Source organism: Nocardioides sp. (genome assembly GCF_044226765.1).
In the GTDB taxonomy this organism is placed as follows: domain Bacteria; phylum Actinomycetota; class Actinomycetes; order Propionibacteriales; family Nocardioidaceae; genus Nocardioides.
In genome coordinates, this window is the sequence record NZ_JBGAGJ010000008.1 from 146,457 (window position 1) to 161,055 (window position 14,599).

General features: G+C 74.3%; 13 protein-coding genes. 2 read left to right on the forward strand and 11 right to left on the reverse strand.

The genetic code is table 11. From position 1 onward, the window contains the following. Positions 1 to 64: 64 nt before the first annotated feature. The 10 genes from ACILRH_RS16760 to ACILRH_RS16805 form a co-directional block, all read right to left on the reverse strand. On the reverse strand, positions 65 to 883 hold the full coding sequence (locus tag ACILRH_RS16760; RefSeq protein ID WP_395695186.1) for a hypothetical protein: 819 nt from the start codon (positions 881 to 883) through the stop codon (positions 65 to 67). A gap of 29 nt (positions 884 to 912) precedes the next feature. Further along, a complete protein-coding gene (locus tag ACILRH_RS16765) occupies positions 913 to 2,310 on the reverse strand; it encodes a hypothetical protein (RefSeq protein ID WP_395695187.1) in 1,398 nt (465 codons plus the stop codon). Between the two features lie 8 nt (positions 2,311 to 2,318). Continuing rightward, positions 2,319 to 3,734, reverse strand: a complete 1,416-nt coding sequence (locus ACILRH_RS16770; RefSeq protein ID WP_395695188.1) for a patatin-like phospholipase family protein — start codon at positions 3,732 to 3,734, stop codon at positions 2,319 to 2,321. Further along, a complete protein-coding gene (locus ACILRH_RS16775) occupies positions 3,731 to 4,114 on the reverse strand; it encodes a hypothetical protein (protein ID WP_395695189.1) in 384 nt (127 codons plus the stop codon). The genes ACILRH_RS16770 and ACILRH_RS16775 overlap by 4 nt, the downstream gene beginning before the upstream one ends. Then, the gene (locus ACILRH_RS16780; RefSeq protein WP_395695190.1) at positions 4,111 to 4,575 is read right to left on the reverse strand and encodes a DUF1772 domain-containing protein; all 465 of its coding nucleotides are present in this window, start codon (positions 4,573 to 4,575) and stop codon (positions 4,111 to 4,113) included. Before ACILRH_RS16780 ends, ACILRH_RS16775 begins: the two co-directional genes overlap by 4 nt. After that, entirely contained in the window at positions 4,572 to 5,459 is an 888-nt protein-coding gene (locus ACILRH_RS16785) for an acetoacetate decarboxylase family protein (RefSeq protein ID WP_395695191.1), read from the reverse strand. Before ACILRH_RS16785 ends, ACILRH_RS16780 begins: the two co-directional genes overlap by 4 nt. Then, complete coding sequence (locus ACILRH_RS16790) at positions 5,456 to 6,523, reverse strand: alpha/beta fold hydrolase (RefSeq protein WP_395695192.1); 1,068 nt, start codon at positions 6,521 to 6,523, stop codon at positions 5,456 to 5,458. The genes ACILRH_RS16785 and ACILRH_RS16790 overlap by 4 nt, the downstream gene beginning before the upstream one ends. Beyond that, positions 6,520 to 7,125, reverse strand: coding sequence for a hypothetical protein (locus tag ACILRH_RS16795; RefSeq protein ID WP_395695193.1), 606 nt, complete (start codon positions 7,123 to 7,125; stop codon positions 6,520 to 6,522). Before ACILRH_RS16795 ends, ACILRH_RS16790 begins: the two co-directional genes overlap by 4 nt. Continuing rightward, on the reverse strand, positions 7,122 to 8,855 hold the full coding sequence (locus ACILRH_RS16800; RefSeq protein WP_395695194.1) for a GMC oxidoreductase: 1,734 nt from the start codon (positions 8,853 to 8,855) through the stop codon (positions 7,122 to 7,124). Before ACILRH_RS16800 ends, ACILRH_RS16795 begins: the two co-directional genes overlap by 4 nt. A gap of 137 nt (positions 8,856 to 8,992) precedes the next feature. Continuing rightward, complete coding sequence (locus ACILRH_RS16805; RefSeq protein ID WP_395695195.1) at positions 8,993 to 11,716, reverse strand: ATP-binding protein; 2,724 nt, start codon at positions 11,714 to 11,716, stop codon at positions 8,993 to 8,995. Between the two features lie 144 nt (positions 11,717 to 11,860). Here ACILRH_RS16805 and ACILRH_RS16810 point away from each other — a divergent pair, with 144 nt between their 5' ends. Both ACILRH_RS16810 and ACILRH_RS16815 read left to right on the forward strand, forming a co-directional pair. Then, positions 11,861 to 13,411 carry a hypothetical protein gene (locus ACILRH_RS16810; protein WP_395695196.1) on the forward strand — a complete coding sequence of 517 codons (1,551 nt, stop codon included), beginning with the start codon at positions 11,861 to 11,863 and terminating at the stop codon, positions 13,409 to 13,411. A gap of 52 nt (positions 13,412 to 13,463) precedes the next feature. Then, positions 13,464 to 14,045 carry a cysteine hydrolase family protein gene (locus ACILRH_RS16815; protein WP_395695197.1) on the forward strand — a complete coding sequence of 194 codons (582 nt, stop codon included), beginning with the start codon at positions 13,464 to 13,466 and terminating at the stop codon, positions 14,043 to 14,045. Between the two features lie 16 nt (positions 14,046 to 14,061). Here ACILRH_RS16815 and ACILRH_RS16820 read toward each other — a convergent pair whose 3' ends face one another. Next, entirely contained in the window at positions 14,062 to 14,472 is a 411-nt protein-coding gene (locus ACILRH_RS16820) for a VOC family protein (protein ID WP_395695198.1), read from the reverse strand. Positions 14,473 to 14,599 lie beyond the last annotated feature (127 nt).

A 14,599-nucleotide genomic window follows, 5' to 3' on the forward strand; every position in this document is an offset into this window, starting at 1 on the left:
ACCCCCGACAACGTCAGGTTTCCCCGGCTGACCGGGGATTCATCCACCGCTCGACCACGGCGGGTCAGGGCACCGTCCGTCCCCGCGGCGGGGCGTAGTCGATCCGGTCGGCCACCCAGTAGGAGCCGCGGACCGGCGGCCGGTCCTGGAGCTCGAAGTACGTGTGCCACCACCGGGCGGTCTGCCAGAACCCCTCCGGCGTGGCCGCCCGGCTGTCCAGGCCGGGGGTGAGGTCGTAGCCGGCCGCGCTGACGAGGGTCTCGATCAGCACCGCGGACGGGACGCCGTCCCCCTCCACCAAGGGGTTGCCGGCGCGGCCGGCCCCCCACACGAACCCCAGCCACCGCAGCACCAGTGCCGGCAGGTCGACGATCACCCGCTGCTGGGTGAGCTGCTCGAGCACCGAGGTCTGCTCGGCACGACCCGGGGTGTCGCGCCGCCCCTGCCACGCAGCCGACGGCACCGGGACGCAGAGGACCGCGATGTTCGGCACGACCTGCGGGTCGGCGTACCAGTCGAGTGTCGTGGTCTGCACCGCGTTGTCCGTGGCGGGCATGCCGAACCCGTCGCGCGGCTCCAGCGAGACCTCGCGCACCACGGTCGACCCGAGCGGGTCGCCGACGTCGTCGAGGAGGGCCGCGTGCGACCAGTGGCTGGGCGTCAGGTCGTCACGCAGGTGCGACTGCGCCACCCGGAGGCGGAAGTCGTAGGGTCCGCGACCGCCCACGAGCAGCACCAGCGTCTGCTCGTGGGTCGAGCCCCCGAGCTCGGCCAGGCGGTCGGCGAGCCACTCGAGGTTGGCCGTCGGGCCGGTCCCGGAGCGCTCGTGCTCGGCGAAGCCGTCGTACTGCGACGTGGCGGTCGATCCGCGAATGGCATACATCTCTCGCTCCGATCAGGTGCTCGTGGTGGTCAGGCGGGCAGGAGCACGGGGGGCAGTCGGTAGGTGCCGCGGCCGGGCCCGCGGACCTCCCGCACCATCCGGTACTGGATCTCCACGGCGACGCCGCCCGCGCTGCGCGTGAACTTCAGGAGGGCCACGTGGTCACCGCGGACGTCCTCGCCGCCCGGCCACACGGCCTCGGTGGTCAACCCGAGCCCGGGCTCGGTCCGCGGCGCCGCAGGTCGCTGGTGGTCGGAGCCCCAGACCAGCGCGGACGGCGAGGAGATCACCTCGCGGACCCACCCGATCGGCGTGCCGGCGTCGGGTGCCGTCCCCAGGAGCCGGACGTCCGCCACCCGTCCGTAGTGGACGTCGCCGGTCAGGGCGAGCGCGCCCCGTCCGTGGCGGGCGAGCTCGCTCAGCCCGCCGACGATGTCGCGGTAGTCGCCGTAGTCCGCGAAGTTGCGGTCCAGCAGCCGACCCCACCAGCCCTTGCCCGGCTGGACCAGCGAGGGGCCGGTCACCAGGACGGGCACCAACCGGTCGGCGATCGCCTCCGCCACCCAGGCCCGGTAGAGGTCGAGGTCGCCCGGTCGCATCGTGTGCTTCGCGTCCGGGTCGCGGAAGGTCCGGTTGTCCATCATGAAGAAGGACAGCGGTGGCACGTCGAAGCGGTAGGTGTAGGTGTCCGGGGCCGCCAGCTGGAAGGCGTCGTACATCGCGCGCGCGGCTCGGCGCCACGGGTTGTGGTCCAGGTCGCCGCGGTGCACGAGCGTCTGCAGCGTCATCGGCGAGGGGTGGGGGTAGTTGTTCCAGTACTCGTGGTCGTCGGGGATCCCCGCGACGGGCGCAGTGCGGAGGAGGGCGGCGTAGCCGGTGGTCCCGACGAAGTTGTCGCGGTACTTCTGCGCGAACGTCGCCGCGAGGCGCTCGTCGTCGAAGGTGCCGATCAACGGCGGCTGGTCGAGGTAGACCTGGTCGCCGACGGTGAGCACGACGTCCGGGCGGTCGAGGCCGGTGAGCGCGGATGCGACCGCGCCGGCGCGGCCGGCCTTGTCGCCGCCGCGGTAGAAGCACGAGACGAGCAGGACGTTGAACGACGAGCCGTCGCGCGGCACCTCCGTGGGCACCGCGCGCATCGTGAGCGTGGACCCGACCGGTGGGACGTGGGGTGCGGAGGCGGTCACCCGGACCTCGTGCGGGCCGGCCGGGAGGCCGGTCAGGTCGACGACGCCGGACGCGACCCGCAGCGAGGCGGCCGCAGGGTAGGCGGGCCGCAGGGGGAGCACCGGTGTCGGCGTCACCGCGACGCCGTCGACCGTCCAGGTGAGGTCGGGCAGGTCGCCGTGGCCGAGGACGCCGACCCACACCCGGAGCGTGCCCGCCGGGGCTCCGGCGGCCACGAGCGGGCGGATGGACACCTCCACGGCACGCCTCAGGCCGGCACCGGGGCGGGGCGGGCACGTCGGCCTCGCGCGACGCCGACGGCCAGTCCGAGCGCCCGCGCCCGGTCGGTGAGGTGGTGGGCGCCGCTCGGCTCGAACGACGCGAGGGCGCGGACCGCCTGACCGACGGTCAGCCCCGCGGTGCCCGAGCTGTCGGTGCCGTCGGGCCGGGTGAGGCGCCAGGTCTGGTGCCGGGCGGCGTCCGGGCGGCCGGGTGGGAGCGGTACGTCGACGGCGAGCTCGCCGACGCCTCCGGGCAGGCGCACCTCGGCGCGCACCTCCAGGCGCCGGCGCGGGCCGACGCCGGCGAGCCGGCCGGTGCCACCGCCGAGGAGGCGGAGGCCGTGGTCGGGGTGGCGGAGGGTGCCGACGACGCCCAGGGCGGTGCCCGGATCGCGCCGGAGCGCCGCGAGGTCGTCGGCCTCGACCACGAGGGTGTAGCCGAGCGGCCCGGTCGGGGTCGTCCCGGTCGCGCGCAGGGTGATCCGCGCCCCCAGCTCCCTGGCCGGGGTCTGGGTGGCGGTCTCGGTCAACGCGGTGCCGGCGGGCGATCGGGTCGCCAGGTGGCGCCGGGCATCGCGGTAGCCCATCGCCACCAGCGTCTCGGTGTCGATCCGGCCGGCGACCAGGTCGGGGTCGAGGGGGATCGGCAGGTCGGGCCGGACCACGTGCACGGTGACGGGTTCGGTCGAGCCGAGGACCTGCTCCCCGGCGGCGCGCCGCCGGTTGAGGTCGGCGATCGCCTCGAGCTCGGCGGTGAGCGCCCCGGTGGCGCTCATCTCGATCATGTGGACGTACTGCTCCAGGGCCCCGGTGCCCCACCGTGATGTGTTGCCGATGCACCACAGCACCCACAGCTCGTCGCAGCCGCGGCGCACGGCCTCCATCAGGTTGGCGTCCTGGATCCAGACCGCGTCGGTCCAGCTGCGCCCGTCGACCTCGACGGCCGGCATCACCCCGGCCAGGGAGACGCCGGCGACCAGCCGGTCCTCGTCGATCTCGGTGTGGGGGACGGCGACGCACCGCTTGCGGGTGAAGTCGGCGACGTTGAAGGAGCCGGTCATCGGGCCGGCGAGCCGGACCCGGTCGAGGTCGATGCCCAGCGCGGGCAGGACGGCCCGCCGTACGCCGTCGGCGCTGCCGAACGCGACCCAGTCGGTCGGTGAGCGCAGGTAGGCCCGCAGCGGCAGCGGGGACACGAAGCGACGCACGTCGAGGTCGAGCCAGCGGCGCACCATCTCGTCCGGCCGTTGGCCGGACAGCAGCATCCCGAGGGTGAAGATCCCGCCGGAGGTCCCGTCGCCGTGGTCGAAGGAGAGGCCGTCCTCGTCGAGCGCGGCCAGCGCGCCGGTCTGCCAGGCGACCCGGATGCCGCCACCGGCCAGGACCAGGCCCCGCCCGGTCATCGTCCGGCCTCCGGCCGCGGCGAGGCGAGCATCCGGGCGAGGGCCACGGCGCTGACCGCGTCGAACGACGCGACCAGCAGCGCCCGCTTGCGGTAGTCGCCACGCAGGACGCCCAGGCCGACACCGGCGACCGCCCCGGACTTCTGGGCCAGGCTCCAGCGCAGGACCACGCGGTGCTCGGCGCCGTCGAGCAGCAGGCCGCCGGACACGGTCATGAACATCCCCACGACCCGGTAGAGCAACGGTGCCGGGTCCGGGGTCGGGGCGCCCATCAGCCGCAGCGCCGTCCGCGGGGCGACCACGAGACCGAGGCCCGAGGCGGCGGTCGTGGCGCCGATGGCGCGCGCCACGGTGGTGCGGCCGGCGGTGTCGGTGGTCATGACACCACCGCCACGAACCAGCCGGTGATCGCGCACCACTCCAGCACCCAGAAGGCGTAGCGGACCACGTTCAGCCGGATCCACCGGTCGAGCACCCGGGTGAACTCGGCCTGGTCGGGGATGTCGCGGTAGAGCCTGCGGTTGACCGGGAGGATGAAGACGACCGTGAAGGCGGTCGCCAGGACCGCGAGCACGAGGTAGGCGAGCGGCAGCAGCCGCCGGCTGCCGTCGTCCCACTCCAGGGCCGTGAGCCAGATCGCGCCGGCCACCATCAGCACGCTGCCGACGGTGAAGAACCCCACGGCGCGGCGTACCGGGTCGCCGAACCGCTGGGGGAAGTCGGTGCTCCGGGTGGTCGCGAGCGCCCCGGGGAACTGGAGCACGACCAGCGAGAACCCCATCCCGAGGTAGAGGGAGGCGAAGAAGAGGAGCCCGGCCCCGAGCCAGGCCTCGGTGGTCACCGTCCCTCCGCCGTCGGTGCGGGCAGCCAGCCCTCGTCGTTCGGCAGCCCGACGACCGACTCCAGGCCCTCCGGCGGTGTGGCCGGATCGGGAGGCGAGGTCGAGGTGAGGAACCAGCCCTCGTAGTGGTCGTCGAGGATCCCGTGGGAGTGCGGGAGGCAGGCGACGAAGAGCGGGCTCGGCGCGAGGTCGAGGTCGCGCAAGGGGTCCATCCGGGGGTGGGGGCCGAGACGGAGGTCGGCGCGGGCGCGGCGACCGAGGGCGACCTCGACGTCGTCGGAGAAGAAGATCGTCGACTTCATCAGCATCCCCCGGAACTGGCAGTAGTTCGCGGCCCCGAGGTTGCGCAGCGGCACCTTCGGGCCGCGCGGCCGCTGCACGGTGATGCGCAGGCACAGGTCGCCGTCCAGGTCGTACTGGCTGGACATCTCGCGGTCGTCGACGCGGAAGTCCAGGTTGGCCTGGTGCTTGGGCATGCCCCAGATGCCCTTGCCGCCCTTGACCGAGATCCGGCTGCTGACCGGCAGGTCCCAGACGTACTGGCCGACCGCGGTGGTGCGCTCGCGCAGCAGCGTCGCGAGCAGCGGGCTGCCCGCGCGACGGTGGGCGCACGCGAAGGCGATGCTGAACTCGACGTACCGCCCGATGTCGGTGGTGCGGTAGTCGATCACCGTGACGACCAGCAGGCCGCGACCGCCGGGCAGTCGCACTGGGACCAGCTCCTCGCCGGGCAGCAGGCGGCGGATGCCCTCGAGGTCGCCGGTGAACGCCGCCATCAGCGCGGGGGAGTCCGCGGAGTTGACCGGCAGGGAGAAGGGGATCTCGTCGACCAGCGCGTCGCGGCCCCGGAGGGCGCGCTGCCGGCGGGGCGTCAGAGGCATCATCGGGACAGCTCCTCGAGGATGAGGGGGAAGGTGTCGCGGGGGGCGTAGCGGCCCATGAAGACGTCGAGGTGGCCATAGCCCTCGACGACGTGCAGTGAGTGCCGTCCCGGTGCGTGGCGCTCGAGGTGGTCGAAGGTGCGCTCCTGGCTCTCGGGGAGGAAGCAGAGGTTGTCGCGTCCGGCGACCAGGGCGAACCGCGCGTCGGTGCGCGGCGCCCCGGCGACCGGGTCGGCGGGCAGGCCCGGGGCGCTGCCGGTCGGGACGATCCGGCCGGCACGCACCGAGCACGCCATCTGGGCGAAGAAGGTCAGCGGCACGGGTCCGAACTCGTCGGCGAGCCACTGGTGGCTGCCGGCGCTGAGGTTGTCGTGCGACCACAGCGCGGGGTGGCCGGCGCCGTAGACGAAGCTCACCATCCGGCAGGCGCCGCTGCGGCACTCCCGGTGGCTCAGCCGGACGAGGTCGACCATCCGGCGCTGGAGGAACCCGGCCGGGGCGGTCTTGCCCCAGTGCGGGTCGACGTAGTCCATGGCCAGCGCGACCAGCGGCACGACCCGGGACAGCTTCAGGGCCGACATCCGGGGCACGACCGGGTGCAGCGACATCGCGTTGGACACGATCGTGTCGACCTGGGGGAGCAGACCGGCGACCGCGGCGAGCGCGAAGCTGCTGGAGCCCTGGCAGTGGATGACCGCCTTGAGCGTGTCCGCCCCGGTGTGCTCGAGCACCGTCGCGACCGCGGCCGGGTGGTCGTGGACGGCGGCCTGGTCGAGGTCCCAGCGGTTCGGCGGCAGGTCGATGCTGGCTCGCCAGTTCTCCAGCCAGACGTCCCAGCCGGCGTCGAGCAGCGCGTCGACGATCGTCGGCTGCCCGGCGGTCCGGAACACGTCCGCCCGCACCCCGGCCCCGTGCACCAGGAGCACCGGCCCTCGGGTGGGCGGCCGGTCGCTGGTGACGTGGTGGAGGTTGAGCCAGCGGCCGTCGCCGGCTCGGAAGGACAGCACCTCGGTCCGGGGGGCCGAGACGACGCTGCCGGATGCGTCGACCCGCCCGACGGCGGTCATGCCCGCACCTCCTGCCGCGGGGCGCGGCCGTAGACCGACAGCAGCCGCCGCACGAAGAACAGGTTGAAGCGGGTGATGTCCAGCAGGCTCCCGCGGTAGGTCGTCAGCTGCCGGGCGAACATCGGCGCGTCCAGGCGCAGGATGCCGCGGCCGTGCTCGTCGCCCGCGTCGTCGGGGTGGTCGTGGTCGACGGTGCCGTGGACGAGCCGGGTGTAGAGCGTCGTGGTGTCCGGCCAGGCGTCGACGCCACCGTCGTTGCCGACGTCCTTGAACCCCAGGAGGGTCATCGGGCCCTCGCGGCTGTCGAAGGGGAGGCGGTAGCGCATCAGCAGCCGGCCCGCGACCGGGCTCGGGGCGAACAGGTCGAAGCGCCCGTCGTGGACGGGGTGGTCGGCGGCGCCCAGCGCCCGGCAGCGGACGTAGCCGCGAGCCGCCATCGAGTGGTGCGGGTCCCGCAGCGCGGCGCCGAGGTCCGCGGTGCCGATGGTGAGGTGGAACATCAGGCGGTTCCAGTCACGGCGCCCGGTGACGTCGCCGGCGTCGTACGTCGGGGCGCCGGGGGTGTAGAAGCCCTTCATCTCCTCGGTGAACTCGACGCTCATGCCAGGACCTCCTCGAGCAGGTCGTCGGCCACCCGGTCCGCGAACGCCGCGATGGTCAGCGACGGGTTGGCTCCCACGGGTCCCGGCATGACCGAGCCGTCGCAGACACGGAGACCGTCGACGCCGCGCACCCGCCCGTGCGCGTCGACGACGCCCTCGCGCTCGGAGGTGGACATGGGCACGCCGCCGAGCGGGTGCACGGTGATGACCCGCCGGAACCAGAAGGACGGGTTCACCTCGAAGCGGCCGTCGAGCGCGTCGGCGAGCTGCTCCATCCGTGCCGCCATGGTCGCGAAGTAGCGCTGCGAGGTGCGCGTGGTCCACGTGCTGTCGAGGACCGGTCGGTCGTCGGGTCCGCGCAGCTCGTCGGGGTCGCGGAGGTAGAGCGTGCCGTCGGGGACGTCGCGGCCCATCCCGAGCAGCGGCAGGCCGTCGTCGCTGAAGGTGCCCGGTCCGATCAGCCGGGCGAGGTCGGCCGAGAGGTGCGTGTGCGGTCCGCCGGTGAACCGCTCGCGCAGCCGCAGCGCCACCAGCCGCCCAAGCCGGCCGAGCATCGCCGGGCTCTGGCTGAACTCGGCCAGCCAGGCCGCGATCGCGGGGTAGCCGGCGTCCTCGATGTACATCCCGTGGTCGCGCTCGTCGTGGGTGTCGACGGCGTCGTCGAAGCGGAGGTAGGAGCTGATCACCGGGCCGCGGGTGCCCTCGAGCGCGCGGGCGGCTCCCAGGACGAAGCCGAGCAGGTCGCCGTTGCCGCAGAACCGGGTGCCCAGGGCGGGGGAGGTGATGCCGAGGGCGTCGCGGTTGTCGAGCAGCAGGTAGCTGCTGCCCAGCGTGCCCGCGGCCACGACGACACGCGTGGCCCGGATCGTGTGCTCGGGGCGCTCAGCGGTCGGACGCGGGCCGGCGTCGGGCTCGTGCACGGCAACGGTGACGTCGAAGCCGCCGTCGACCCGCGCGAGCCGCCGTACCTCGGTCAGCACATGGATGTGCGCGCCGTGGTGGCTCGCGGCGGAGAGGTAGGTGTGGTCCAGGCTGCTCTTCGCACCCTCGTTGCAGCCCACGTCGCACTCGCCGAGCAGACGGCAGGTGCGCCGGCCACTGGTCGGACTGCCCGGGCGGTGGATGTTGGGGTAGCCGTCGAGCGGGAGCTCGGCCCCGACGGCCGGCTCGCCGGCGGCGTCGCGGAAGCGGACCGCCAGGGGGGCGAGGGCGAACGTGCCGCGGGTGCTCGCCCCGGCGTCGCGCATCGCCGCCGTCTTGGGCAGGTGGAACGCGCCCGAGGGGCTGTCGAACGGCATCGTCTGGACGTCGAGGAACTGCTCGACCCGGTCGTAGTGCGGCGCGAGGTCGTCGTACCCGATCGGCCAGACCTCCTCGACGCCGGGCCGGTAGGGGTGCGGCTGGCGGAACCAGGTCGGGTCCTTGCGCAGCAGCACGTTCGCGTAGATGAGCGATCCTCCGCCCAGCCCGCTGGACACGATGGAGTCCAGGCCCGAGAAGGACCAGGCGTCGAACATCCCGTGGAGGCCCGCGCTGGGGTCCCAGAAGTTGGCGCCGAGGCCGGCCGGGGTGCGGGGGAACGACCCCGGCGGGTAGGCCTTCCCGCGCTCGAGGACGCACACGTCGAGGCCCTCGGCCGCGAGCCGCTCGGCGACGACGGCGCCCCCGAAGCCGCTCCCGATCACGACGACGTCGGCCCGGTCGGGTGGTTCTCCCACGAGCAGCACCACCGGCTCCACCTCCCGAGTGATTGGGCCGAGCGATCAGGCCGAGCGATCCGGTCCTGTGATCCGGTCCGGTGATCCGGGCCGGGTCTGTCGGGCCAGTCTCCGGCCACCCGATCGGCGGCGGCCATAGCGCAGACGACCTAGACCGGTGGCACCTCATGGGTCAGCCCGGTCACTCCGGAGAGGTCACGACGGCCACGGACACCGAGCTTGGCGTACACCCGCGCGAGGTGGCTCTCCACGGTCTTGGTGGTGACGAACAGCTGCTCGGCGATCTGGCGGTTGGTCAGCCCGCCCGCCGCCAGCTGTGCGATCCGCAGCTCGGTGGCGGTCAGGGCGTCGAGCCCGCTGAGGGCGGCCCGGCGCGGGCGTCCGCCGGCCGCCACCAGCTCGGACCGCGCCTGGCCGGCGACCCCGTGGGCGCCTGCGACGTGGGCCTGGTCCAAGGCGTGGCGCAAGGTGTCGCGTGCTGCCGCCACCTCCCCGCGGCTGCGCTGCAGCTCGCCGAGGGCGAGCAGGGTACGGGCCGCCTCGACCCGGTTCTCGTGGTCCCCGAGCGCGTCGATCGCGTCCCGGAGGTCGTCCTCGTCCGCCGCCACGACGCCGCGGGTCCGCAGGGCCCGACAGGTCGTGAGCGGATTCTCGGTGCCGAGCGCGAGCTCGACCAGCTCGCCGGCCAGCCGGGTCGCGAGCCGGTCGTCGCCGAGCGTCCGGGCGGCCAGCGCGCACTCCTGTCGCCACGGCGCCAGGTCGGGGTGGCGCAGGTCGAGCTCGTCGAGCTGCCTCCCCGCGGGCAGCATCAGGTCCAGGGCGTCACGCCATCGACCGGAGGTGGCCGCCACCTTGCCCTCCATCACCGAGACGACCGCCTGCCGCTGCGGGGCGCCGCCGCGCTGCACGCCCGCCAGGCGGGTCGCCGCCTCCTCGACCTGTCCTCGCGCCAGCAGGGCGTCCAGCAGGGCGAAGGGGTAGGCGTGCGACTCGCCGAGACCGGCCAGCAGGTCCGCCGCCTGCACCCCGGTCGCCTCGGCGTCCGCGAGGCGGCCGAGGTCGGCCAGGGAGGTCGTCAGGTAGCACAGCAGGTAGGCCGTGCTCTGGGCGTCCCCACGAGCTCGTGCCTGCTCGATGGCGGCCTCCAGGAGCGCGACGGCCCTCCCGTTCTCCGACGAGAACTGGTAGCCCGCGATCGCCCACCCGAACCCGTACGCGTGCGGGCCGAAGGCGGTGAGCCCGCGCTGCTCGACGGCTCGGTCGATCAGGCGCAGGCCGGTCGTGCGGGGCTCGGCCGCCATGACCGCGGCCGCGCCCACGATCGCCAGCAGGGCGGGGTCGTCCAGTCGGTCGTCGGCGGCTCGGGCGCGGTAGTCGGCGAGGAGCGTGCGGGTGGCGGAGGTGCGCGCGGGGTCGAGCAGGCCGAGGGGCACCAGGTTGCCGTCCACCAGGAGCACGTCCTGCTCGGTCCGGGCCCGGCTCCGGGCCTCCTCCAAGATGGAGGCGGCCGCGTCGAACCGGCTGCCGTGGAAGTAGCACTGCGAGAGGACCAGCGCGGTGTCGACCTCGCGAGCCGTGCCGCGGGCGAGCTCCAGGGCGCGCTCGAGGACGCCTGCCGCCTCGGCGTGCCGCTGCAGCATGAGGAGCGCCTGCCCGGTCTCCGTCAGCGTCCCTTCGAGCTCCTCGCCCGGAGGTGGCTCGGCCAGGGCACGCTCGAGCAGGGTCACCGCCGCCTCCGGTGCGCCGCGGCCCGATGCCTCGGCCCCGGCACGCCGGAGTGCCGCCGCGACCCACGGATCCGCCATCGGCCGGGCGCGCAGCAGGTGGTTGGCCACCTGGCCCGGGGGCGCACCCCGGTCGTGGAGCAGCCGTGCCGCGGCCGCATGGGCGTCTGCCCGGCCGTGGACGGTCCACGACTCCTCGACCACGTTGGAGATCAGTGGGTGGGCGAACCGGGGGTGCACCTGGGCCGCGAAGACGCCTGCGGACTCGAGCTGGCCGGCCGTGCGCGCCGCCCGGTCGGGTGGTAGCCCGGCGAGCTCGGCGGCGAGTGGCAGGTCGCACTCGCCGAGGATCGCGACGGCCCGGGCGAGGGCATCGGCGTCCGCACCGAGTCCGGCGAGGACCGACCCGACGCGGCGCCGTACGCCGTCGGGCGCTGCCGAGCGCACCGCCGCCGGCGTCGCGCTCCGCGCATCGAGTTCGCTGAGCAGCTGCGACAGCAGGAACGGGTTGCCGCCGGTCGCCTCCAGGCAGGCGGACACGAACGGCGGGTCGACCGGGCGCTCCCAGCGCAGCTCGGCGAGCCTGGCGACCGCAGCCGGGCTGAGGAGCGCTGGCCGCAGCGGTGTGGGCGAGAGCGCGACCAGGTCGGTGATGATCGTCCGGGCTGCCGCCGGTGTGGTGTCGTCGGGGCGGTGCCCCAGGAGCAGCAGGACGGGGTGCTCCGGGATCCGCCGGGCAAGGTGGTGCAGGAACCGCAGGGTGGGCAGGTCGACCCACTGCAGGTCGTCCACGCTGACCAGCACGGGTCCCGCCTCGCCCAGGTCCGAGACCCGCCAGTAGAGGCGGTCGGAGGCGACGTACGCGGTCGAGGAGGCCGTGGCGTCGGCGGTCGCCCGACGCCCGAGCAGCTGCTGGGCCGCGCCATAGGGGAAGCTGGTCTCCAGCTGCGAGCCCGTCGCGGTCAGCACCTGGAACCCGCGCGCCGTGGCCATCCGGGCGGTGGCGCGCAGCAGCGAGGTCTTCCCGACGCCTGGCGGGCCCTCGACCACGCAGAGCGCTCCGGCCCCGCCGGCGGCGGCGACGAGTGCCCGCTCGAGCCGGCGCTGCTCGACGTCGCGCTCGAGCAGGACGCTGCTGGCCGACGACACGACGGCAGGCTAGGGGATCTCGGGGTCCGGGGGAGGGCACCCCGAACTTTCGGCAGGCGCGCCCTGAACTTGACCGATCGCCGTTGGCGGCACGCCCGGGCCCGACCACGATGGCCGGGTCCAACCAGCGACGGAGGAGTCAGGATGTCGGGTCGCCCGCGAGGCGTCGTGCACGTGGTGGTCGCCGTGGTGGTGTCGGTGGGGTGGGTCCTGGGGGTGACCGCCGGGCCACCGGCCGTCGCCGCGCCCCTCAACTCCTGCTGGAGCCGGGACAACGGTGACGCGGTGGTGACCGAACTCTCGCTCTCGCGCGGCGAGGTCGACGTGACCGACGCTGCGCGGACGGTCGGCCTGCGGGTGCGCGTCCGCGACCTGGGCGGCCCCGGACCGGCGTCGGGGGTGAAGCGGGTGCAGGCCCAGCTGAGGTCACACACCTGGCAGCTGCAGACCCGGACGCTGAAGGCGACCTCGAAGGACTTCCGGACCACCTTCACCGTCCCGCGTGGCGGCGCGACCGGGACGTGGACACTCACCTGGGTCTCGGTCACCGACAAGGCGGGCAACACGGCGGAGTACTCATCCCCGCAGCTCGCCGCTCGCGGCTTCCCGACCGAGGTCGCCGTGACGGGGACCCCGGACGTGAAGCCGCCCGTGCTCACCGGCCTGACGTTCAGCCAGCTCACCCCCGTCGACGCGACCCAGGGGGCGGTGGACCTGACCGTCACCGCCACCGTGCCCGACGATGTCTCCGGCACCCGACGCGTCCTCGCCGGGTTCCTGAGCCCGACGCTGAGCAAGGCAGCGTCCGTCCTGCTGCGTCCGGTGCCCGGGACCGTGGCGACCTACTCCGGTGTGTGGCGCGTCGGGCCCTACTTCGGGACCAGCACCTGGCAGCTCTCCCTGGACGTGGCCGACAAGGCGGGCAACCAGAAGACGTACGGCCCGCCGGACCTCTCCTCGCAGAGCCTGCCCTGGCAGGTCCAGGTGACCGCGGGCAGCGACGTCACGGCGCCGGTGGTCGCGTCCACGAAGGTGGACACCAAGGTCGTGGACGTCCGGCAGGGGGCGCGGACGGTTGTCGTGACCGCCCGCCTCACCGACGCCGGGGCCGGGGTGCACTCGGCGGGAGTGGTCGCGACGGGACCGGTGACCACCGCGGCGGCGGAGATGAAGCGCGTCGCGGGCACCGTCCAGAACGGTGTGTGGAGGGCGACCCTGGTGTTCCGGCCGTGCCAGGGCAGCCCGGGGACCGTGGCGCTCCGGCTGGGCGTCTACGACGAGGCGGCCAACTACCTCTCGGTCGACCTCCCCGCGCTGCCCATGAAGGGCGCCGACCGCAAGCCACCGGCTCCGCGGCTGGTCTTCTTCCACGGCCAACCGGTGCCGCACGCGGGCCCGCTCGTCGTCGACTTCGACGAGGCCGTCAACGGCGTCTCGCCGCAGAGCCTGCGCGTCTCCGTCGACGGGTCCGCCGCGGGACGGGTGAAGGGCACCTGGACCTGCCAGGACTCGCACCACACGCCGACCTCGTGCCGCGACGGCGTGGTCCGACGCGCGTCCTTCACTCCGGCCGCGCCGTTCTCGGACGGGATCGAGTACGACGTCACCGCGGACCCGCCGGGGACCCTGGCCCTGACCGACCTGGCCGGCAACCCGCCGCGACGCTGGTCCAGCGGGTTCGGCACCACCCCCTGAGGCGGACGGGCCCGGGTTGACGGGCCGGCGGCCGACGCCGGAGAGTCGGCGCATGGCTGGTCGGGGTGGCGCGGCGGATCTGGACGGCAGTGCGCTGGTGGTGGTGGACGTGCAGGCCGGGTTCGACGACCCGTGGTGGGGACCGCGCAACAACCCGGACTGCGACGCCCGGATCGACGCGCTCGTCTCGGCGTTCTCCGACCGGGGACTGCCGGTGGTCCTGGTGCGGCACGACTCCCGTCTCGAGGACAGCCCACTGCATCCGGACCGCCCGGGCAACCGGCTCAAGCCCTACCTCGACGAGCGCGCCGCCGCGCTCGTGGTGAGCAAGACGGTCAACTCCGCCTTCCACGGGGAGCCCGACCTCGACGACTGGCTGCGAGGAGAGAGCCTCACCGGGATCGTGGTGGCGGGCATCACCACCAACCACTGCTGCGAGACGACGGCGCGCGTCGGCGGCAACCTCGGGTACGACGTGTGGTTCGCCCTCGACGCCACGCATACGTTCGACCGCACCGGTCCCGACGGCTCGGTGCTGACCGCCGACGAGCTCGCGCGGGCGACCGCGACCAACCTGCACGGCGAGTTCGCGACCGTGGTGAGCACCCAGGACGTGCTGGACGCGCTCGGCTGACGGCCGGTCGCTGCGCTCAGCCCGTCCGTCGCCGACTCCCCGCGTCCGCCCCCTCGCGGGTCGGCGGAGGAGGAACGGCGCAGAACCGGTTGCCCTCGGGGTCGGTCCAGACCGTCCATCGGCCCCGTGGGTCGGCCCAGGCCGGCCTCGCGCCCAGGCTGCGGAGCAGGTCGTCGTCCTGTCCCGGGTCGAGGCGGACGTCGAGGTGGACCCGCCCGCCGACGGGCGCCAGCTCGTCCGCCGGGCTCACCCACACGTGGAGCCCGGCGCGGTCGCCGAGCAGCACCGAGACCCCGGGCTGGAGGGTGCCGGCCACGATCGCCTCGGCGTCGGCCGGGTCGATCGGCAGTCCGAGCAGGACCGACCAGAACTCCGCCAGACGGGCCGGCTCGTGGGCGTGGATGGTGATGGCTTCGAGGTGGGCCACGGTGCTCCTCGTCGTCGGGCGTGGAGCACCACCATGGCGCACGGCCGCAGGGCGCCCCGAGGCAGGCCCGGTCCGGACCAGGAAGGACCGGTGCCGGAGGTCCTCGGACCAATACGGTGTCCCCAGC

What these genes read in the sequence shown, in the direction of transcription:
- ACILRH_RS16760 (WP_395695186.1), bottom strand. Translation starts at nt 883, where the DNA reads ATGTATGCCATTCGCGGATCGACCGCCACGTCGCAGTACGACGGCTTC.
- ACILRH_RS16770 (WP_395695188.1), bottom strand. Translation starts at nt 3,734, where the DNA reads ATGACCGGGCGGGGCCTGGTCCTGGCCGGTGGCGGCATCCGGGTCGCC.
- ACILRH_RS16775 (WP_395695189.1), bottom strand. Translation starts at nt 4,114, where the DNA reads ATGACCACCGACACCGCCGGCCGCACCACCGTGGCGCGCGCCATCGGC.
- ACILRH_RS16785 (WP_395695191.1), bottom strand. Translation starts at nt 5,459, where the DNA reads ATGATGCCTCTGACGCCCCGCCGGCAGCGCGCCCTCCGGGGCCGCGAC.
- ACILRH_RS16790 (WP_395695192.1), bottom strand. Translation starts at nt 6,523, where the DNA reads ATGACCGCCGTCGGGCGGGTCGACGCATCCGGCAGCGTCGTCTCGGCC.
- ACILRH_RS16795 (WP_395695193.1), bottom strand. Translation starts at nt 7,125, where the DNA reads ATGAGCGTCGAGTTCACCGAGGAGATGAAGGGCTTCTACACCCCCGGC.
- ACILRH_RS16810 (WP_395695196.1), top strand. Translation starts at nt 11,861, where the DNA reads ATGTCGGGTCGCCCGCGAGGCGTCGTGCACGTGGTGGTCGCCGTGGTG.
- ACILRH_RS16815 (WP_395695197.1), top strand. Translation starts at nt 13,464, where the DNA reads ATGGCTGGTCGGGGTGGCGCGGCGGATCTGGACGGCAGTGCGCTGGTG.